At 42.4% G+C, this 21,700-nt stretch carries 22 protein-coding genes; 21 read left to right on the forward strand and 1 reads right to left on the reverse strand.

Annotated elements, in window-relative coordinates:
* Position 1 precedes the first annotated feature (1 nt).
* From P22_RS12390 to P22_RS12465, 16 genes are all read left to right on the forward strand, one after another.
* Complete coding sequence (locus tag P22_RS12390) at positions 2-433, forward strand: NlpC/P60 family protein (RefSeq protein WP_054260551.1); 432 nt, start codon at positions 2-4, stop codon at positions 431-433.
* Positions 433-2,670: a phage tail protein gene (locus P22_RS12395; protein WP_054260552.1), complete on the forward strand. Its 2,238-nt coding sequence runs from the start codon at positions 433-435 to the stop codon at positions 2,668-2,670. Before P22_RS12390 ends, P22_RS12395 begins: the two co-directional genes overlap by 1 nt.
* Positions 2,667-3,212 (forward strand): DUF2793 domain-containing protein, encoded by a 546-nt coding sequence (locus P22_RS20255; RefSeq protein WP_054260553.1) that lies wholly within the window; start codon positions 2,667-2,669, stop codon positions 3,210-3,212. Before P22_RS12395 ends, P22_RS20255 begins: the two co-directional genes overlap by 4 nt.
* Positions 3,213-3,226: 14 nt before the next feature.
* Positions 3,227-3,658 carry a phage holin family protein gene (locus P22_RS12405; protein WP_054260554.1) on the forward strand — a complete coding sequence of 144 codons (432 nt, stop codon included), beginning with the start codon at positions 3,227-3,229 and terminating at the stop codon, positions 3,656-3,658.
* A gap of 192 nt (positions 3,659-3,850) precedes the next feature.
* Complete coding sequence (locus tag P22_RS12410) at positions 3,851-4,297, forward strand: (2Fe-2S)-binding protein (RefSeq protein ID WP_069972817.1); 447 nt, start codon at positions 3,851-3,853, stop codon at positions 4,295-4,297.
* Positions 4,298-4,464: 167 nt separating this feature from the next.
* A complete protein-coding gene (locus P22_RS12415; RefSeq protein WP_054260555.1) occupies positions 4,465-5,049 on the forward strand; it encodes an N-acetylmuramoyl-L-alanine amidase family protein in 585 nt (194 codons plus the stop codon).
* Positions 5,050-5,052: 3 nt separating this feature from the next.
* Positions 5,053-5,682 (forward strand): hypothetical protein, encoded by a 630-nt coding sequence (locus P22_RS12420; protein WP_054260556.1) that lies wholly within the window; start codon positions 5,053-5,055, stop codon positions 5,680-5,682.
* A gap of 164 nt (positions 5,683-5,846) precedes the next feature.
* Entirely contained in the window at positions 5,847-6,044 is a 198-nt protein-coding gene (locus tag P22_RS12425; RefSeq protein ID WP_054260557.1) for a SymE family type I addiction module toxin, read from the forward strand.
* 97 nt (positions 6,045-6,141) lie between these two features.
* On the forward strand, positions 6,142-7,443 hold the full coding sequence (locus tag P22_RS20105; RefSeq protein WP_072169801.1) for a recombinase family protein: 1,302 nt from the start codon (positions 6,142-6,144) through the stop codon (positions 7,441-7,443).
* Positions 7,355-8,707, forward strand: a complete 1,353-nt coding sequence (locus tag P22_RS21195) for a recombinase family protein (protein WP_235814640.1) — start codon at positions 7,355-7,357, stop codon at positions 8,705-8,707. Before P22_RS20105 ends, P22_RS21195 begins: the two co-directional genes overlap by 89 nt.
* Before the next feature lie 175 nt (positions 8,708-8,882).
* Positions 8,883-9,893, forward strand: a complete 1,011-nt coding sequence (locus tag P22_RS12440; protein WP_216598075.1) for a hypothetical protein — start codon at positions 8,883-8,885, stop codon at positions 9,891-9,893.
* Positions 9,894-10,075: 182 nt separating this feature from the next.
* A complete protein-coding gene (locus tag P22_RS12445; RefSeq protein WP_054260559.1) occupies positions 10,076-10,402 on the forward strand; it encodes a hypothetical protein in 327 nt (108 codons plus the stop codon).
* A gap of 111 nt (positions 10,403-10,513) precedes the next feature.
* Positions 10,514-12,154 carry a hypothetical protein gene (locus P22_RS12450; protein WP_054260560.1) on the forward strand — a complete coding sequence of 547 codons (1,641 nt, stop codon included), beginning with the start codon at positions 10,514-10,516 and terminating at the stop codon, positions 12,152-12,154.
* A 498-nt stretch (positions 12,155-12,652) separates the two neighbouring features.
* Positions 12,653-14,122 carry a ribosomal protection-like ABC-F family protein gene (gene abc-f, locus P22_RS12455; protein ID WP_054260561.1) on the forward strand — a complete coding sequence of 490 codons (1,470 nt, stop codon included), beginning with the start codon at positions 12,653-12,655 and terminating at the stop codon, positions 14,120-14,122.
* A 242-nt stretch (positions 14,123-14,364) separates the two neighbouring features.
* Complete coding sequence (locus tag P22_RS12460) at positions 14,365-15,255, forward strand: nucleotidyltransferase domain-containing protein (RefSeq protein ID WP_054260562.1); 891 nt, start codon at positions 14,365-14,367, stop codon at positions 15,253-15,255.
* A gap of 668 nt (positions 15,256-15,923) precedes the next feature.
* Positions 15,924-16,892 (forward strand): type 1 glutamine amidotransferase family protein, encoded by a 969-nt coding sequence (locus tag P22_RS12465; RefSeq protein WP_054260563.1) that lies wholly within the window; start codon positions 15,924-15,926, stop codon positions 16,890-16,892.
* Positions 16,893-16,914: 22 nt separating this feature from the next.
* On the opposite strand, the gene P22_RS12470 is transcribed toward P22_RS12465, so the two are convergent.
* On the reverse strand, positions 16,915-17,565 hold the full coding sequence (locus tag P22_RS12470; protein ID WP_054260564.1) for an SWIM zinc finger family protein: 651 nt from the start codon (positions 17,563-17,565) through the stop codon (positions 16,915-16,917).
* A 156-nt stretch (positions 17,566-17,721) separates the two neighbouring features.
* Here P22_RS12470 and P22_RS12475 point away from each other — a divergent pair, with 156 nt between their 5' ends.
* The 5 genes from P22_RS12475 (at position 17,722) to P22_RS12495 (ending at position 21,427) form a co-directional block, all read left to right on the forward strand.
* Positions 17,722-18,555: an HNH endonuclease gene (locus P22_RS12475; RefSeq protein WP_054260565.1), complete on the forward strand. Its 834-nt coding sequence runs from the start codon at positions 17,722-17,724 to the stop codon at positions 18,553-18,555.
* A gap of 138 nt (positions 18,556-18,693) precedes the next feature.
* Positions 18,694-19,557, forward strand: a complete 864-nt coding sequence (locus tag P22_RS12480; protein WP_054260566.1) for a hypothetical protein — start codon at positions 18,694-18,696, stop codon at positions 19,555-19,557.
* A 69-nt stretch (positions 19,558-19,626) separates the two neighbouring features.
* Positions 19,627-20,235, forward strand: a complete 609-nt coding sequence (locus P22_RS12485) for a hypothetical protein (RefSeq protein WP_054260567.1) — start codon at positions 19,627-19,629, stop codon at positions 20,233-20,235.
* A 107-nt stretch (positions 20,236-20,342) separates the two neighbouring features.
* Positions 20,343-20,915, forward strand: a complete 573-nt coding sequence (locus tag P22_RS12490) for a hypothetical protein (RefSeq protein ID WP_054260568.1) — start codon at positions 20,343-20,345, stop codon at positions 20,913-20,915.
* Between the two features lie 167 nt (positions 20,916-21,082).
* On the forward strand, positions 21,083-21,427 hold the full coding sequence (locus P22_RS12495) for a hypothetical protein (RefSeq protein WP_054260569.1): 345 nt from the start codon (positions 21,083-21,085) through the stop codon (positions 21,425-21,427).
* The last annotated feature ends 273 nt before the right edge of the window (positions 21,428-21,700 follow it).

The raw sequence follows: 21,700 nt of genomic DNA on the forward strand, positions 1-21,700 counted from the left end.
AATGACGCGTGGAGAAATAGTGGCGGAGGCTCGTGCCTGGATCGGTACCAAATGGGTCCACCAAGCCTGCCTAAAGAACGTAGCTGCTGATTGTGTTGGTTTAATCCGAGGGGTATATGAGCATATTACCGGTCAAACGGTGGAGGTAGTGATTGATTATCCTGCTACCTGGCATTTGTTTAAAGCGGAAGAACGCTTATATACCGAAGTAAAAAAACATCTGGAAGAAATTCCTGTAGAAGAAGCGCGTCCTGGCGATGTGCTTCTTTTTGGTTTTGGAAAAGGTCCTGCGCACCATGCAGGTATTTTAGCAACGCCACAAACTTTTATTCATTCATGGGCCGATGTCGGCAAAGTAGCGGAAACAAGACTGGATGAGTTTTGGACCAAAAACATCCGGGCTGCTTTTCGTTATCCTGGAGCTTTAGACTAATGGCTACGCTCATTTTAGGAACCATAGCAAAGAACGCCGGTTGGAATGCCTTTTGGTCCGGGGTAGCCGCTATGGCAGGCAGTGTCATTGACCAATCCTTATTTGCTCCTGGCTTTAGCAGGGAAGGACCGAGATTAGATGACCTTAGACTACAAACTTCAACTTTTGGGGCTAGCATTCCCAAGATTTATGGAACGGTCAGAACAGAGTGCAATGTAATTTGGGGAACCAATTATGTTGAGCATGTTACAACCGAAAAACAGGGAGGCGGGAAGGGGGGCGGTGGCGGAGAGGTCACTACAACTAGCTATTCCTATTCTGTTTCCTTTGCGGTTGGACTCTGCCAGGGGCCAATCAGCGGTATTGGCAGAGTGTGGGCAGACGGCAAGCTGATTGATTTATCGAAACATGACTATACCCTCTATTACGGTACGGAAACACAGACCCCGGATCCTTATATAGAAGGTATCGAAGGAGTTGGTATGGTTCCGGCATACCGTGGACTGGCCTACATCGTATTTAAAAATTTCTTTGTGACTGACTATGGAAATCGGATACCTAACCTGTCCTTTGAGGTCATTCATTCTACTACAAATCTTAAAAGCATTGTGGAAGAAATTAGCGTTGACGCCGGGTTAGACTTGTCGGAGATAGACGTGTCGAGTATGGCGGATATCGATGTTCCGGGCTATAAGACTGGCGGCGAAAAGTCTCGCAGAGCCCAGATCGAACAACTCCAACTGCTATATGTCTTTGATGGAGTGGAGAGAAACGGCAAAGTAGTATTTAAGCAGCGGGATTTTACGAAAGTTTTACCGATAAGCTTGGACTCAATAGGCGCATATGAAAACTCTCCGCCCTCTGAAGCCTATACCGCCACCCGAATGGATGAAAGAGAACTGCCGGCGCGCCTTACGGTGAAATATCTGTCTGCTGACAAAGAGTATCAGCAAGGTGTAATGTCCGCCTTTCGACAGGTAACACTGAGCCGAAATGAGAAAACAATCGACACAGAGTTTGTTTTGACTGATTCGCAGGCGAAAGCCTTGGCAGATACTCGTCTCTATGAAGCGTGGGTTGGCAGAACCAAATATGAGTTTTCACTTGGGTCAAAATATGCTCACATACTTCCCGGTGATATTTTGGAACTGAATCTGCCCGATGAACGTAAGGCTTTAGTCGTGGTTAGCAAGGTCTCATATGGCAAACCAGGAATCATAAAAATTCAGGCAGAGTCAACTTACGCCAGCACGTATATCCTTGTAACTCGGGACGTAGATCCTGAACCGCAGCCACAGACTGCAGAACCGGCAACCGAAATTACAACCGAATTTTTAGATATACCTCGTTTACCGGGTGACAACAGCCTGACCGATGATACCATTTATGTTGCTTCAACGGCTAGTGTGTATTATGGAGCCAGTATATTCCGCTCCAACGACGGGGGGCTGACTTATTCATTAAGTCTGTATCGAACACCACAAGCCTATATGGGGATAACGGCCAGCACCTTAGCAAGTGGAACAACCTTTTATTGGGATAATGCTAATACACTGGATGTAGTTATGAGCTATGGAACCTTAGAAAGCCGACCAGCCCTGGATGTACTCAATGGATTTAATGCCGCTTTAGTTGGTGAGGAGATTATTCAGTTTACTACCGCCGTATTGATTGCGCCTAACACCTATCGACTATCTGGCTTGCTAAGGGGCAGGCTTGGTACTGAACACAAAGTAGCGTCCCATGTGGCGGGCGAAAGGTTTGTGTTGTTATCATCGACAATACTCGGCAGGCTGACAGTGCCTTCTTCAGACTGGTTTCAGAGTCGGTTATTTCGCGTGGGGCCTTCGACGCTCCCCATGACAAATCATTTATATCAGGATAAGCGCTTTACCTCACAGGGAATCATGGCGCTTCCGTTATCGCCGTGCCATGTAACTGGTGCTAGAGATGATGAGGGAAATCTCACGATTTCCTGGATACGTCGTACACGGGGAGACGGCGGCTGGAAAGACTTGGTTGACGTTCCTCTCGCTGAGAAAAGTGAAATGTATGAAATTGATGTGGTGAGTGGATTTGCCGTGAAAAGAACCTTGCGGACTGCAACATCATCTGCTCTTTATTCAGCAGCTCTGCAAATAGCCGATTTCGGCAGTGTGCAAAGCCTGATAAAAGTTCGGATCTATCAGCTGAGCGAAGCGAGAGGTCGAGGAACTATGAGGGAGGAAGTAATTTGAGCGACAATACACCTAGATTAATATTGCCCTATATTGTGCAAAGCCAGGCGCAGAAGGAAGTCACACATGCTGTCGGACTCAACCGCCTAGATGCATTTACGCAAACGGCAGTAGAAACTATAGCACTTACCGCCCCGCCTGTTGGTATCGAGGGGAACTTGTATATTGTAGGGGCAGGAGCCACTGGGGGTTGGATTGGAAAAGATAACCAACTAGCCCAGTTTATTGGCGGAAGTTGGGTTTTCTATACACCGTTTGAGGGGCTGCGGGTTTGGGATAAACAAACAGCCCAGCCACTTGTCTATAAAGGATCGACCTGGCAAAATGAGTTTTCAGCCGCAAGCAAGATCGGTTTTTTTGGTGCAACACCTGTCGTTAAAGCAACAGTTTCTTTTGGAAATACGGACAATGAAATCGGCGGGCTTGCCATCAGCGCGGCTTATTCGCAGGCCGAGGTGCAGGCGCTGCGGGATAAATGCGAGAAACTGGCCGATGACGTGCGGGCGCTAAAAGCGGCGCTGAGCAGCTATGGCTTGGTATGAAAGGAGGATGGGAAATGATTGAATACACCCAAATAGAGCTGCGCATCATGGCCTTGTTTTCCGCCATAGGCGCAGTTTTTTCCTTTCTTGTCGGCGGTGTCGACAAGCTGATTACGGCGCTTTTGATTTTTGTTGTGATTGACTATGTGACTGGGCTGATCGCTGCATGGAAGACGGCAGCGCTTGACAGTAAAAAGGGTTTTGAAGGGATAAAGCGCAAGGTCGTTATGCTGGTGATCGTCATTATGGCTCACTGGATTGATGAGGGACTTTTTGGCGTCAGCACCTGCCGGTCCATGGTGATCTTTGCGTATCTGGGAAATGAAGGCTTAAGCATTATTGAGAACTTAGACCGTATGGGGTATGGCGAATATATTCCCGCTTTCATCCGGGAGAAACTGGTGCGGCTAAGGGAAGAAAAAGAGTCTTTCAGGAATAACACGTAGGTGGTCGCTTGTTTAATGAGTTTTTCATTTCGTATGGCTGACAGCTTAGTTTTATCTGCATATTGACGCTGTTATCTGCATAAAAAAAGATAAAATTATGCAGAAAATAAGGCTCTATTCATAACGAATTGTGTGTGAAAATGAGGTATAATAACTATTAACGCATGTTCTGATTAATGGGAGGGATTATTGATGGAGAACTGTTGCTGTTCATCCTCTTGCTGTGGCGCAGCTTTGGTATGTCCGGTTTGCAACAATTTAGGGCAGTCTGTACCCTTTGAAACAGTCAAAAGTATGGTTCGTGGCAATACTCCGGCAGAGGGTGAATTTGGCGTTTGTTTAACAGCCGATTGTGACGTGGTGTATTTTAGTTCCAATGCTATATTTCATCAGGCGGATGTTGCGGTTCCAATTGCATGGAAGAAGGGAGCTAGTCCCAAGTACGTATGCTATTGCAATCGAGTTACCGAGGAAGAAATTGTTCGTGCCGTAGTGGAAAACAAAGCAAAAACAGTTGGTGATGTTGCCAAGGCAACAGGAGCTATGAAAAACGGCAAATGTCTAATCAATAATCCTAAAGGAACTTGTTGCCATAAGGATATTGAGAACGTAATTCAGCAGGCATTAGAGAGTAAATGAGTCTCGCCCCGGTTTTGCAATGAAAAATGTGAACAGAATTAAATAGCGAGATAGTTTGATCATTAGGGAACTTCAATGTTGAGGTTCCTTTTTTGTTGCTTGTTTTGAACATTGGAAGTCAAAAAATCATAATCCAAAGCCGAAATTGAGGAGGGAGACGTTTGAAGATGAGAATCGTAATTGACCCAGGCCATGCGGGCCGAAACATTGATCCTGGCGCGGTAAATGGAACAACGGGCCTGCAGGAAGCGGATGTCGCGCTAGTAATTTCGCGACTGGTAGAAAAATATCTATTTGCCGTAGGGTATGAGGTGAAGCTGACCCGAACCGAATGGGAACAAGCAGAAACGGATGATTTAAGCTATCGGACAGCTCTGGCGAATGAGTGGGGAGCCGATATTTTTATTTCTCTTCACTGCAACAGCGCGGCAAACCCGAACGCAAAAGGCTATGAGGTCTGGACTTCACCGGGGGATACATTAGGAGACAGACTGGCGACCTGCATATATAAGCAAATTGCTGCCGAGTTTCCCGATCGGGCAGGAAGGGCGGATTACTCTGATGGCGATCCCGATAAGGAGTCACGCTTTTATGTACTCATTCATACCGATGCTCCTGCTTGCCTGGTGGAAATGGCGTTTATTTCCAACGATGAGGAAGCGGCATTATTGGCGGACGGCGCATGGCAGGATCGCTATGCGAGAGCGATTGCACGGGGAGTGACTGATTATGCAGCTACGCTGGAGGGATGAGGGATGATCCAGGTGTTCCAAACGTGGAAAGCTGCCTTTAAGCAAAATAAGTGGCTGATAATGCTCGTTGTTTTCTTCCTATTAATAAGCGCAATGCTTATCTGGCTTTGGCAGCGTACACGGCAGGCAGAGGAACAGTACCGGCAGGCAGTGGTGCTGCACCAGGAGCAGATGGAGCAGACTCAGGCGTTAAGCAAAGCGCTTCATATTTCACAGATGAATGCTAAGGAATTGCAGGCGGCTTATGACGAACTAAAAACTAAGCCGCCTGCCGCCAGTTTTACCGTCAAAGCACCTTCGCTGGAGCTTGCAGCTGAGCAGGTGGCGGAGAGAATCAATAAACAGGATACAGCCTTGTCGCCTGCCGCACTGGAAAAGACCGAGCGGACGGTCGTGGTCAAAAACGATGAGGAATATAAGGTGGACGTGCTGAAGATTAATCTGGACAAAGCTTGGGAGCTTTCCGCGGGGGTAGGCAGCCACCGGGGGGATGCCTATATACCGCTTGGGGTCCAGAAAAACTATGCTCCGAATAAGGCCGTGGCGGCGGAAGTGCATCTGGTGCCGGAGGAACTGGCGAGGGGAAAAATAAAGACCTCAGGCTGGGAGGTCAAGCATGTGTGGCGGTTTTAAGGTGAGGAGCAGTATTGATGACCAGCTTTTAAGAAAAGGGGATTTGCGAGCGGAAAGGTTAGCCGTACCCGTGTGGATTTTAATAATATTTGGAAACACCGTAAATTTAACTTGCCATCCGGCGCAGCCAGAGTTACTATGTCAGACTACAAGGGGGCTGGCATATGGGAAAACGAATTTTAAAAATATATCAGTCAGCGGCTTATTCAAAACCGGGCGTTCCCTGCATTATGCTGCAGGGACTTTGGCTGCACAGCTTAGGCTTTGAAAAAGGAACCAGGATTATAGTCGAGGAAGGACAGGGAGAATTGGTTATCCGCCTATTGAAAGAAACCGAAAGTGAATATGACGGTAAGGAATAGCAGTTGTGGCGGCAATGAATTTTTCATCTATTAACTTGACTTATACGCCACCCAGAGCGATGTATAGTACTGAACTTTGATAGAGAGGAGAAGCCATATGAAAGTCCGAATCCTCGAGCCCATAAAATCGCCCGCACTCAAACGCAAACGGGTCTGTGCTTATGCCAGAGTATCTTCTGCCAGCGAAGCTCAAGGTGAGTCGCTGGAAAATCAAACGACGTACTACCGGAGCTTGATCGAAGCCAATCCGGAATATGAGTATGTTGGCGTTTTTGCCGACTATGGCACCACCGGCACCAAGGACGAGCGGCCGGAGTTTCAGAAGATGCTGGCTTTGGCCAGGGCAGGGGAAATAGACCTAATCCTAACGAAATCCATCTCGCGTTTTGCCCGAAATACAACGCTTGTGCTGGAGGTGGTCAGGGAGTTAAAGGAACTGGGAGTAGAAGTCGTTTTTGAGAAAGACAATATTTCGAGCCTGACTGGGGACGGTGAGTTAATGCTTACCGTCCTCTCTTCTTTTGCCCAGGAAGAGAGCAAAAGCGCCAGCGAAAACTTAAAGTGGCGGTACAGGCGAAAATTTGAGCAAGGTGAATTGGCCGTCAATGCCACAAGATTTTTGGGCTATGACAAAAACAAGCATGGCGAATTGGTGATTAACCCTGTCCAGGCGAAAGTGGTCGAGCGGATTTTTGCTGACTATATTAGCGGCAAGGGAAGCTTTGTGATTGCCAAAGAACTGAACACCGAAGGAGTGCCAACCATTGCCGGCGGCAGATGGCATTCCAGTACTGTCTTAGGCATCCTCAAGAATGAGAAGTACAAAGGAGATGCCAAGCTGCAAAAGACTTACAGCAAGGATCACCTCAGCAAAAAGAAGTGCATCAATCATGGCGAGGTCGACAGCTTTTATATCAAGAATAACCATCCGCCCATCGTAAGCAAAGAAATCTGGGATGAAGCGCAAAGACAGATCGCTTTGCGTGCTAAGGCCAAAGGCAATATCGGGGAAACAAAAAATAAGTATCAAAACCGCTATCCGCTGACTGGGATGCTGCTGTGCGGGAAGTGCGGAGCGCCACTGCGCCGGCGGATTTGGAACAGTAAATACGCTTGCAAAAAAGTTGTATGGCAATGCAGCAACTACATTAAAAACGGCAAAAACGCCTGCCAGGGAACATCGATTGACGATATGACAGTCGGCAGGCTGAACATACAAAGCCAAACCATAGTCGAGGAGGTTGTGGAACATGGCCAAAAATATTACCGTTATACCAGCAAAGGCAAACCGGACAAGCCTTGCAGAAAACCTGCAGCCCCGGAAAAAACGCGTAGCCGCGTACTGCCGGGTATCGACCGATCAGGAAGAGCAGCTATCAAGCTACGAAGCCCAGGTTAACTACTACACGAACTATATAGAAAAGCACCCGGATTATGAATTTGCCGGCATTTATGCCGATGAAGGCATCAGCGGCACCACCACCAAAAAGCGCGAGCAGTTTAACAGGATGATCGAAGACTGCAAAGCCGGAAAAATCGATATGATCATCACAAAATCCATCTCACGGTTTGCCAGAAACACCCTCGATTGTCTCAATTATGTCCGCCAGCTCAAAGACCTTGGAATCGGGGTGACGTTCGAAAAAGAAAACATTTTCACACTCGACAGCAAGGGGGAGGTGCTTTTATCCATTTTAAGTTCGCTGGCGCAAGACGAGTCGCGGTCAATCTCGGAGAACTCGACCTGGGGTATCCGCCGGCGTTTTGAACAGGGCAAGCTGCATGTTAATCACACTAAGTTTTTGGGATATGACAAAGATAAAAACGGGAATCTGGTCGTCAATGAAAAGCAGGCCAAAATTGTCAGGCGTATCTATAAGGAATTCCTAGACGGCAAAGGAGCCAACCGGATTGCGAGGGACTTGGAGTTGAGCGGCGTACCAAACTGGAATGGCAAGGCAAAATGGTATGAAGGCAGCATCCGGAAGATGCTTACTAACGAAAAATATAAGGGTGACGCGCTCCTTCAGAAAACCTACACGGTCGATTTTCTGAGCAAAAAACGGGCCGACAACAATGGGGAGGTGCCGCAGTATTATGTGGAAGATAGCCATCCTGCCATTATTGATAAAGAAATGTGGGAAGCAGTCCAGCTTGAAATGGAACGCAGGCGGAATTTCGCCCTGCAGTACGGCATTCAGAAGCTTGAGTATGCGACAACCAGCAATCCCTTTGCTGGTAGGGTCATCTGCGGTTCTTGTGGCCAAATTTTTGGCAGGAAGGTATGGAACTCTACCGATGACCGGTTCAGGCGGATTATCTGGCGCTGCAATGGCAAATATCCAGCAAAGGGCGAAAAGGGCTGTGAAAGCAGGCATATCGATGATGTAGTTTTATATCAGACATTTGTAAATGTGTTCAATATGATGGCCGAAAACAAGGATTATTTTCTCGACAAATGGAAAGGAATGCGGGAAAGTGATAGTTCGCTTCAACGCTACAAAGCAAAGCAGTTTGCAAAAATCATAGCGGATAGAGGACGGATCAAGGAATTTGATGTTGAACTGTACTTTGCGCTGACGGAAAAAGTAGTAGTTCATGGTGAAGGCAGATTGATGGTGGTTTTGCTTGACGGCACAGAGGTAGAATGCACAGTTGAATAGGAAGCAAACAGGCCGGTTGGGGTGAGCTGTAATCACCTTGACCGGCCTGTTTGCTATTACTTAGCTATGTTATAATTATTTTGTTGTGATAATTAATATGAAAGAACAAATGGATTAGGGAATTTGGCGATTTATTGCCGTCAAATATAAATATGATAAAACCATGAGGTGGAGTATGGTGGAAAAACATCCAAATGATATTTCGGAAGAAAAGGTTCGTCTCCTAAGAGCGGGATTTAAACAATATTTAAATTCAGAATATGCTCATCGAAAGGATAAAAGCACTATTCTTAGTGATGCGTTTTATCCGCTTCGACATGATATTGGCGTAGACTTTTGGAATATATTGAGCAGTGAAGAAGCAATTAAACGTTGCCGAGAACGCCTTGAATCATTCTTTAGGAACGAACGTCAGAAAAAATCACCAGCGAATGACGCTGGAGTATATATGAATTCGATAAAAATATTGAAAGGTTTTATTGACGATAAATTTGGCGGAGTTGATAAATTTATAAAACTTTCTGAAGACGAATTTTGTAATAAAGTAGCAGTCAACTCTAGTCTAAGTCAGCCAAGACAGAGTGAAATTGTTCGTTCGTCTGTTGCGTCTGTTCCCCGGCCGTGTTGTGGGGAGGTTAAAAAATATTTGTTGCGATGGGATGGTCTGGAAAACTATTCTTTGCAAGAGAGTGCATTAAATAAGCTCTTTTTTCAAACTTACCCTAATAACACGAATATCGACGACGTCCTGATAAAAGTATCGTCTTTAAACGACTTTTACAGTACAAACATATTCTCACCTTTTCAGGTAGCAAAGCACATCATTAGCTTAAACATTGATGCTAGACTCGTCGCAGGCGATGTTACGCTGGTCAATGATATTGCAAAAGTGACAATGGACAATGGAACGGTGAGAAACTTCTACTCTTTTGCAACAAAATACTGTAGCCATCACATGCCGCTAGAATTTCCTATTTATGATAGTTATGTAGACCGATTGCTTCGTTATTTTAGGGATACAGATCGTTTTTCTCGTTTCAGTAGTGATGATCTAAAGGATTATGAGAAGTTCAAAAATATCTTGATTCAGTTTACGAGCTATTACAGACTTGAACCATACAATTTAAAAGAAATTGATAAGTATCTGTGGCAACTTGGCAAAGAAAAATTTCCTAGAACGTATTAAGCGCGGCAAGGCGTGCGGAACGGCTTTAATTCAATAAGTACATCATATAGTCGCCTTGACCTCGGTTTAGGCGATTTTTTACAATGGAGCGGCTTCTACATAATAATATGGAAGAATTTGTAGATGATTGTTTGCCTGAAATATATAATGAATTTAATGCGGGAAAGTGAGGGGCAAAAAGCGTGGGCAAGTACTCAGATGATGAAATAAGAAACTGCAAGAAAATCACCTTAAAAATCGCGGCGGACTACTTGGGGATTTCTCCTTTGGCTGTAGGCCTTGGCATGAGAAATGATTTGTTGCCGATAGGCTTTGCGATTAAACATGAAGATCGATATTCCGAAAGCTGGGGCTATCACATTATCGATGAACGGCTGATAGCGTATAAGCATGGGAAGATAACGAACATTCAGGTGCAAAACATTGAGAAAAACCTGGAAACGATTATTTCTAAGTTTGAGGAGATGAAAAAAGACCTGCTTTTTATATTAAGCGAAAGCGCGGAGTAGGCGATATACGACTTTTTGAATACGCGTTTTCGCTTTCATGGGATAATGACTACGTTCATGGTGACTTGCAGCAGTACCTACACTCCATACTGGACAAAAGGGGGAAGGATATTGACTGAGGAACAAGCTTCTAAAATAACCAGGGAGCAGCTTTATAATGAGATTTGGGAAATATCTGTAACTGGCGTCGCGAAAAAGTATAACGCTGACTATAATGATCTGTTGAAATTGTGCAAAGAAGCAGATATTCCGGTTCCGCCCTCGGGATATTGGGTAAAATTAAAGTTTGGCAAGACAGTTGAGCAACTTCCATTACCGGAGTCCACTATCGCTGAAGTTACGCTTCCTGGCAACGACAAGCCGAAACGCATACGCAAGGCCGTTGCAGAAAAAAGTGTTGAAAAAGATTTGGATCATGAAGACGGTACGGAAAAAACGCCGGAAGATGAGAGTGACGACAACACTGGCGATGAAAATGGGGAGAATCTAGACGATGATGCTGCTGAAGACGAGTGTGTTCCTTATTGGGGCGGCAAGCACAATACCTATAACCGAGAAAAATTGTACAAAGAGGTTTGGGCCAATCCGGTTGTTAAAGTTGCTGCGCAATATGGAGTGTCAGACGTTGCGATCCATAAAATTTGCAAAAAGTTAAATGTTCCTACCCCTCCGTTAGGATATTGGGCAAAAGTTAGCGCTGGGGCGAAAGTGCCAAAAACTCCCTTGCCCAAAACTAATGGACCTACTCAGATTACTGGCGCAAAAACTTTTGAGGGAGTCAGGGAAAAGAGTAGTGATCCTGCCAAACAGCCGCTCGAATTTCTATCAGATACCGAAAGGGAAATGGTGTTAAGCGCTGTCAAGGAAATCGAGATGCCTGTTGAAAATGCTCAGCTGCATAAGAAAATAGCTGCCTACAGAAGTGTCGTTAAAAGTTGGAATCAAAAGGACAGAAAAGAAGAAGGAGCACAAAGGAAAAAAGATTATTATTATAACCCGCCTTTTTTGGCCGGAGTGATTTCTAATGAGTCGCTTCCACGAGTGTACCGAATACTTGACGCTTTATTTCGCCAGGTTGAAAGGCTGGGTGGCTCGGTCAATGATGACCTTACGCTTCGTGTCAGAAATGAACATGTACGTATTGAAATTGCTGAGGGCCAGGATAAGGTCGAGCATGTAATTACAAAACAGGAAGCGCAAGCCCTTATTAAGTATAGAGATGAGAAACGTCGTAGCTCATGGGCATCAGAGCCACAGATCCGTAAGTATGATTACGTGTTTAACAGAAGGCTTAGAATAAGCATTCGGCAGGGCCGATATTTCAGAGACACGGATAAAATTAATATTGAATCTCGGCTTGGCGAAATGTTGATAGAACTTTATGAGGAATCTGAAGTGATTCGCCTTGACCGAGAAGTAAGAGAAGAGGAAGCTCGTAAAAAGGCAGAAGCTGAACGCCGGAAGGAAGAACGGCGAAAAAAATATAATAAGGAAGTTGAGCGAGCAATAGAACTGGAAAATGCCGCACTCGACTATGAGACTGCGTGTAGAATCCGCGCTTATGTCAAGGCTATAGAGGCTTCCAGTGGACACGATGGCTTGAATGAGGAAACGGCTGCATGGGTTGACTGGGCGACGAAAAAAGCTGATTGGTTTGATCCAACGGTGGCCAGAGATGACGAATTGTTTGGAGAACGTAAACACGAAAAAAGTTCTAGTGAGAAGGCACTTAAAGAAATTTGGCGTTGGTGAGCGGGTCTACTATGCTAAATAGGACTGACTAGTGCCCCTTTGCATATGGGCGGTCAATAATAAAATAGAAATGTTGAAAAAATTACTGAAAGCTTCCGGTTTAAGATCGACAATTAGCTGATTTGTGTTTTGACGACGGGTCTCGTCAGAATTATGTTTCCGGTTAGGCTTAACTTGGTAACGGTAGAATGCCTTGTTATATAGTCATATGTTTGACGATTGACTGTTGAAAAACGGTATGATACGATAATTATAATTAAAAATATAGGAGTGGAAAAGATGATTAATCTTTCTTGCTAATTAACATAGCATAATAAAAATCTGGGAGCGGCAAATACCGCCTGTTTTGTTATGCTTGTGCAAGAAAGATATTAATTCTTTTCTCTCAACTAATATGATTATGTCATGCCCGTTAGGCGGTCGTGGCTTTGTTGTATTTTTATGAGTTGCAAGAATTGACTTTCTTGCAACTCATAATTTTTACACAGGAGGATAACCATGTCATTAATAAACGTAGTTAATCTGACTTTTGCCCATGAAGGCAGTTATGATAATATTTTTGAAAACGTTAGCTTTCAAATAGATACAAATTGGAAATTAGGCTTTACAGGAAGAAATGGTAGAGGAAAAACTACATTTCTCAAGCTGCTACTTGGTAAATATGAATACAGTGGCACTATCTCAGCCAATGTAAACTTTGAATATTTCCCTTTCGATGTAACTGACTCCGAGAATAATACTATTGATGTAATTGAGAGCATCTATCCAACGTGCCTTCAGTGGCAGGTTATGCGTGAGCTTTCGCTATTGCAAGTCTCCGAGGACGTTTTATATCGTCCATTTGCTACACTTTCGAACGGTGAGCAGACAAAGATATTGCTTGCTACTTTATTTCTTAAAGAGAATAGCTTCTTGCTGATTGATGAACCCACGAATCACCTTGATATGAAGGCGAGAAAACTTGTCAGTGACTATCTCCAATCTAAACGTGGCTTTATTTTGGTGTCTCATGACAGAGCTTTTCTTGATAACTGTGTTGACCACATCCTTTCTATTAACAAAACAAATATCGAAATTCAAAAAGGAAATTTTTCAACTTGGTGGGCCAACAAAGAAAGGCAGGATAACTTTGAATTAGTAGAAAACGAAAAACTGCGAAAAGAAATCACACACCTACAGTCCGCTGCAAAACGTACGGCTGTCTGGTCGGACAAAGTGGAAAAAACCAAGGTAGGTACCAAGGATTCAGTTGATAGGGGTTATATAGGCCACAAGTCGGCAAAGATGATGAAACGTTCTAAGGGAATTGAGACAAGGCAACAAGCAGCGATTGATAAAAAGTCTAAGCTTCTCAAAAATATTGAGAACTCTGAAAAACTAAAAATTTCGCAAATGAACTTTCATACAGACCGCTTGGTAGAATTTGATAAAGTATCGATATTCTATGGCAGTAAGGCCGCATGTGAAAGCATAAACTTCACCATTGAACAGGGGGACAGGATAGCACTTTGCGGTAGAAATGGCTCCGGTAAGTCGAGCATTATTAGGCTTATCTGTGGAGAAGCTATAAACTATACAGGTACTTTTCGAAAAGCAAGTCAGCTTAAAATTTCTTATGTATCACAGGATACTTCTTATCTGCAGGGCAACTTAACCGACTACGCTATAGCTAACGGTATCGATGAAAGTATTTTTAAAGCAATTTTGCGAAAATTGGATTTTTCAAGACTTCAGTTTGAAAAGGACATATCTGATTTTAGCGGTGGACAAAAGAAAAAGGTACTGCTTGCCAGGAGCCTTTGCGAGAAAGCGCATCTCCATATTTGGGATGAACCGCTTAATTTTATTGATGTTATTTCGCGAATGCAAATAGAAGAATTACTGCTTGAATACTTGCCAACTATGTTATTTGTCGAACATGACAGTGAATTTTGTAATAATATTGCAACAAAGATTGTTGAACTCTAACTTTGTTGTAAGAGACTTTATTCTGTGCTGTTTAGTCCGAACCAATGTATATGCCTTTCTCGTAATAAATGATAGCCAGTTATGTGTAATTTTACATCGCCGTCATTGGCAAAATTAAGCCGCTGATGACAAATGAAAATATAGTTGTTTTTTACCCATCCTATTTGTGAAATGGTGGTATCTTAGTGTCAGTACGGTCAGTTATTTGATTTGTAATATAATAAATAGTTGAGGTGAGTTATATGAATGAAATCAAAGCCATTCTGGATAAAGTTGTGGCTGTTTTATCAACCGTGCCGGGCATCCAAGCAATTGTACTTGGCGGTTCGCGCGCCAGAGGTACGCATTCCCTTTCTTCGGATATTGACATAGGCATCTATTACGATAGTCCGACGCTCGACATTGGTATCCTGAACAAGGCAACCCAAGCGGTCGATGATGAACACCGGGAAAATCTTATTGCGTCACCAGGAGGATGGGGCAATTGGGTTAACGGTGGCGGCTGGCTTATCATTGACGAATGTCCTGTGGATTTTATCTTACGTGATATAGCGAGAGTGGAAAAGGCTATCGAGGAAGGCCGGAACGGGGTTGTTTCCTCGCATTACCAACCAGGGCACCCCCATGCTTATATCAATGTCATGTATATGGGTGAATTAGCTATTAGTAAAGTATTATGGGAGAAGGGCAACAATGTATCTGCCATGAAGCTAATGTCTGAGCAGTATCCGGTCGAACTGCAAAAAGCGCTTATTCACTTATTTTCATTTGAAGCCGAATTTTCTCTATGGCTGGCGGAAAACAGTATCGATAAAGACGATATTTATTATGTGACCGCTCATATTGTACGGTCAATATCGGCTCTCAATCAGGTTCTATTTGCGTTGAATAAGGAATATTGTCTGAATGAAAAAAAAGCGGTTAAAATGATAGAGAAATTTGATATTCACCCTGCAGGCTACAAAAGTAAAATAGACGACATATTTGCAGCGGTTGGAACCGATAATAAAAATGCTTGCGCACAACTTAGGCGCTTGGTGAGCGGAGTAAAAGAGTATCTTACAGCAGAACAAACAGAGCACGTTACAGCAAGCCTTGATATTCTATCAAGTAGTAAAGATAAGATTTTGTGATATTACGCAAATGATGATGCAATTCAAACTATATAGAAGATATGGGGCTTCATCTAAAAGCCATAAATGCCAATATCCTTTGGGACATATAACCAAACCGCAAAAGGTTTTACACGGCATTTGGTTTCTCGCATCCGATGCAGCATCTTCAAAATACCCCGGGGTAAACCTTCTCGCGAATCTCCAATTTCGCGTATTTGTATCACCTTTCTATCAAATGGCACATTGAGTGTGTAGTTTGGCTGCAAAGAAAACACAACCCTTGAAGCCTTGTGTAGCAAGGATTCAAGGGTTGTGGGAAAAGATGGTATATGTTTCCCCGGACATGGTTAGAAAACATTAGGTTTTCAGACTTAGCGTTTTACGTATTAAAAACTATGAAAACCGACTTGGAAGGAGAGCCTATGAATCCTTGATTTATAAGGGTTTGTAGGCTATTTTCTCATATCGGCCCTGAATTTGCTTCTCCGCTATTGGGAAGGCCAGTTCAGGTTTTTTCCTTTTTGTCAATGGTCTGGATTTCCAGTTTCATTGGATGTCCTTCTAGGATGTACATTGAATTCATGATAATCGAATGAATATGAACTGCGTCTAGATGTAATTTGCAGGAAAATATGAATTAATGAAAAATCAGATTAGTAGGGAGATTGCTAGTGTGGAGGCAACTGATGTTCAATAACAATATATTTCGTTATCTAGAAACTATCGAGAGAATAAATAGATTCAGCCAAATGAGCTATTCATCTTCAGCTTATCAATATTTAAGCGGGCAATATGTAAAACAAGCCACAGAAATATTTCGAGCTTGGACCGAAAACGGTGTTTTTAGAATTACGGAAATGATGAACCAATTCCACAGAAATATAAATGAATTTGGGAATATTAATCAGCAATATTCTGCTATTATGGTCGAATTAGGATGGCCTCCTTATGGAGGACTATATATTCCAGAGATGAAGAAGATCATTAGAGCGTATAACCGATTTGGTCCAGAAGCAATACGAGAAAAGGTTGATCAATTATTCATTGAGAGATTTGATGCGGATGAAATTGAAAAGCTCTCAGGCGAGTGGGGAAAGAAAAAATGGCTTGCAAAACGTATGCCTATTATAAGACAAGCTGTTACTGCCCATAACGCAGGGAATTACTATCTTTCTGTACCAACCATTTTACCGCAGATTGAAGGTATTATTGTCGATGGATATTGTCATAATGGCAGAATGCCTGGAAAAATGCTGAAAGAATATTATAAGAAACTACTGGATGAGTCTTATCGATATTCATTTGATCAAAAAATACAAGAGTTTCTTTTTCATATCATTCTGGTTGACTTTGAACATGGCATAACACCTAAATCTTTCTTAAGTCGTCATGCAATTCTTCATGGTGGTGATACTGACTATGGTACCGTTACCAATTCCCTGAAATTAATACTGCTCTTTGATTATCTGCAGGGTAAGCTTGGTATTGTGACGCTGCCTTCCTCTCATTGCTATCATTTAGTGGGGTGTCCAGTAGTCCGGCGTTTCAAAAATAGAAATCCCCAATTGGAAATAAAACCATATGGAGAAACGTACGCAGTTGAGAAAAGGAATAAGCCATGTAAAATTTGTAAACCCAATATCGCTATGGGATAATGTTTGTCCGATATTAGGGAAGCTATAACTTTATAGTGATCATAGCTGCGCCTTCCGGAATTTCGTATTGGCGGGACGCTGTTTTAGGTTCTTCGACCAACTCTAGTTCTGCGGCAAGACGATAAATATGTTTGCACGGAAATTGGCGCTCATGAAAGTCCGGGCATGAACATGATTCGAGTGAAACTGAATACCCATTAATCCTGGCAAACTGATTTTCCTTCGAAAAGTCAGCAATATCGAATTCTTCTTCAAATGCTCTATGATATCGGGCTTTTTGACTCCAGACCTTGTGTACGCCAGGGTCCCATTTGCCCCAATCGTCGGTTGGTTCATATGCTCGCAGTAATACCATGCTCTCATCATATTCAGTTTCTGGCTTATAAAGTTCAATATACCCAAGATAGTTTGCAAGACTGTACATGTGCTTGCATGGCAACTTTCTTTTCACAAAATCATTACAGTTACACTTGCTTAAAGTTGTTGAATAGGGCTTTTTGCCGGAACCAGCAAAGGTACCCGTCTGTGTCTCCATATTAACTTCTAATGGTTGATGCTTAGCCTTGTTCGCGGAAATCTGTCTCTTTATTTGTTCGGGTTTGTTATGCAAATCTGTAGGCCACTGTGCCCAATGTTTAACTTTTACCAAAGTATCTATCCCGGTTATGCTCATCTTTACTCCCCTCTAACAATTAACATTTGTTGGTTGTTTTCTCCAGAATGATAATTTTTCCTTTTGCTTTATAAAACAACATTGTATATTTGAAATGGCAGTATGATCAGGCATAAGAAAAAGCTTGTTTAGTAAATAGATGGAGGATGAAGTATTATGAGTCGTGACAATTTTGACATGACTACAAAGGAAACGCTTGCTAAACGAGTCGGCTTTAGATGCTCCAACCCTAATTGTAGAAAATTAACTAGCGGTCCGCAGATAGATTCAGCAGGATCAATTAATATTGGCGTTGCGGCACATATTAGCGCTGCATCTTTAGGTGGTCCAAGATATGATTCTCAGCTAACCGCAGAAGAAAGAAAATCAATTGACAATGGCATATGGCTTTGCCAAAATTGTGCCAAACTGATTGATAATGATCCAGTACTATATTCCAGTGATATTTTGCTTGAATGGAAGCATCTCTCAGAAAAAGCTGCTCTGTTAGAAATACAAAATAATGGCGTGATTAATCTTGTAGATGATCGAGAAATAATTAAATTTTTTGCGCAATGTTTAGACCGTCCAGCGTTTCAAGATCCATTTGATCAAGAAGGGTCAATGGAGAATTTTGATAAAGCTATAGAAGATACTATCACTGCTATTAATACAGGGGCGCTAAGAGCAAGGGATGGGGGAGTACTTCAAAAATCAAAGGGGAAAGCCTATTTATCTAATCCATTATGGCGCAGGGAAATGGACGCCATTGGCGATTTACTACGCGCATTACGCGAAAGGTATGAACTAGCTGTAAGGACTAATGATATCCATCTGGGTTCGACAAGTGATGAACGACAATTTTACTGTATTAACGACAGGCAATTAGGTGCTTGGTTTGATTTGACGCGTGCTGAAATACTAAAAATATTTTCGGAAATATGCGGTGAAGCCGGGATTTCTAGTGAGTTTCAATTCCCACGGCATAGGCGATTTTGGCGGGATAGGTGATAGATTTATTAATGCCCCAATAGTAGCAGCCACAGCGGCTGGGGTCTCTACGTATTGACCTTTTTAAAGTTTATCCTGACTTCAAAATAGTGAATGACACATTGGAAATTAACCTGAAAAGATGAAGGAAAGATAGATATGCTTCTAGCGGTAGATAAAGCCTTTCTGCGAGAGTTTGTCAGCCTTCCATATATGGGGAAACCAGTTTCTGCCATAGGACTGTATCGCGCAGGATGTGAATGTGATGATACGGCGATGCTGGTACATAAACATGTTTTGCTATTGGATGAAGAGAAGGCAACAGAGAAAGCCAAAAAGGAAGGCGACTCTGCCAGAGTTCAAATTGTAGTCATTGCAAGATTATTAGCTGAATTTGTAGGTGGGTTAGAGGATTTAGGTGCATTATGCTTCGCGATAAAGCACAGAAATAAACAAAGTATCTTTAAACGGTATGTTCTGAGCGAGACAGAACACGGGCAATTCCATAGGTTTATAGTAGACTCCATTGATGAAGGCATACAGTTGTCAGAAATGATTAATATTCCTCACCTTGATGATCTGAAACAGCAATTTGCTCGCGACCCTAATAAATATAATGGCTTTGCTCAGTTGTATCAGCAATCGGCTATTCAAATCATTGAAGCAGCAAGAAGATATAAAAGCCTTGGAATTACTGCAATAGATGTTCCCAACCCTAAAGATTATGCTTACGTAATTTGCGATGCAATGGATACTTCAAAATCTCCAAAGTCAGAAACACGGGGCGTATTGGTACGAGCATACAATAAAATTAAACATCGGTTTTTAGTCTTTGAAGATAGAGAAAGCCTAATGCAGGAAATGAAACAACAAGAAATAGGTTTAGAAATAGGATGGTATATGCTATCTAGAAAACCTGAAGATGTTTGGAACCTCTATAAAATGACTATGGGTGTTTCACAATGCTTATTTACAATAGCCGGTTTGCTAATAATACTTGAAGATAACGGAGTGGATTTATAAAGTGAGAAGAGAAGTTGATGATTCTTGTATATTATCTGCTGAAAGCGAAAAGTTGGAGGAGAGGGCCTTATGAATTGCAGGGGCGAAAGACGTAGGCAACAAATTGTAAATAATTATTATGTTAAACCAATAGCTCATTTGAGATTGTTAAATGGACAAACAAAAAGAAGTGATGCCGAAGCAAATCTTAGTGATACGTATTATATTTTTGAGTGTAAGCTAAAATCTAATGTTAATAATATTGAAACTATTATCTGCGGGAGTGGGGCTGGAAAGCATTTTTTACAATTATTAAGTCAAGAAAGCCCAGCACTTTTTGACCCACTAAAGTCCCATGAAGTGGGAGGCAGTGGTGCAGGCGGGGGAGATACTATTGAGGACAAATGGAACAGTACAGCTAAACAATTATACAATGCAATTCAATGGTTAATTATTTGTTGGGATATTATACCTAGAGGGCCAATGATAGCAATTAAAGAAGAGGTGGTTAGGCTTCACAACCAGAAACCTACCTTTTCTCAAATTAAGGCAATAAATACGATACTATCCAAAGATCATCGAAAAAGAAAATTGACTGAGATGATTAATGAATTTAGTAAAACAAATGAAATCAAAAGATATGAATTTGATTTGTTAACTCAAGAGATAGAGGAGAAAGGGATTGACTCATATTTTTAATAAAAATAACGCCTGATCGGCGACTGATTTTGATTTAATGAAATTGAGTCGATCTACTATCTGACTTGGGAAAATAGTCCTTGATTGACGGAAATGGAGTGTGAAATATGGGGTTAGTCATTCATAGCTTAGAAATGTTATCTCCTCAAGCTGACCGTGAGTATTATGTTTATGTACTTGATTATGGTTGGGATGAGCCTTTGTGCAATATTATTAGGGACAACTTTTACAAATTATCAGCTTTAGCATGCAAGACTAAGTCTGCGGTTATCATAGGTACTGGGGAAGATATGGGACATTTTGATGACGAAGTACTGTCTTGGCATAGTATTAATGGAGAAGATGCAACGGACTTACTACCTGCTATTTTGATTACTAAAACAAATCCACATCAATTTAAGAATCGTTCCAGAAGAGCAAGGAGCTTAAGTGATAATAATGAACAGTTTAAATTTGTTTTGATTCCCTTGAGAAAATGTTGCAAGAGTACATCTGATGTAATGCCTTTAATAACTTCAATTTTTAAGGATATACAAAACAAAAAGGATTTAAACAGATTTCAAGTAACCCAAGAACAGAAGCAGGGATTGGGAAGAGCCATAGTAGATTCGATTATTTTGGAACCTAATTTCCACGGGATAGGTTTTAGTTTTAAGAAATTCAGAGAGTTTATGGGATAAGCCCTTACGTATAAGGCTAAGACGACTCCGGAAGTCGTACCTGCAAATGGTCGGCAACCAAAGAAATTTTGGTACTACTTTGAATATCCTAGTGATTGAAAATACCCAAGTAGGAAATAATGGATATAAAGAGAATACTATGTATAGAATCACATAGGAGGGTAACTATGGAATTCAAATTTACGACTTATGAGCCGAAAAAGAGAACTAGGGCTAAACAAGTTGAACCTTTGGCCGAAGTAAAAACCAATGGTCGCATAGTATTTAATAAACTTGCCGCATCTTTATTAGAGAGCAAACCTTATTGTATGCTGGCTTATGACAAAGAAAACAAAGCAATTGGGGTCTTACCTACTGAGGCCAAGGAACTAAATGCTTTTGCTATCCGGCATACTAACGGAGGAGCTTATATCGGGGCCAAGAAGTTTCTAACAGATACCGGCCTGTTGCCGAGCGCCAATGTTACAAAAACCCCCGTAAAAGCAGGACAATACATAGCTGTAAAACTATAGGAAGGGGGGCTGTCGCGCTAAGGCCGCCCCTTCCGACAGCAAAAAACGGCTTCCGGCTAGTGCCGGATGCCGTTTTTTGTTGTAAAATCAAGTTTGTGAAGACCCAGAAATTACAACCAGATTATACAACAAACGGGAATGTATATCAACTGGTTATCCCCATGGACATTGGCGAAATGATTCCGTCAGACGATTCGGTGCGATTACTCAACGCGGTATTGGAAGGGATGAATTACAGCAAATTGCACGCCGCGTACTCCCGCATAGGGAGAA

This window comes from Propionispora sp. 2/2-37 (assembly GCF_001298735.1).
In the GTDB taxonomy this organism is placed as follows: domain Bacteria; phylum Bacillota; class Negativicutes; order Propionisporales; family Propionisporaceae; genus Propionispora.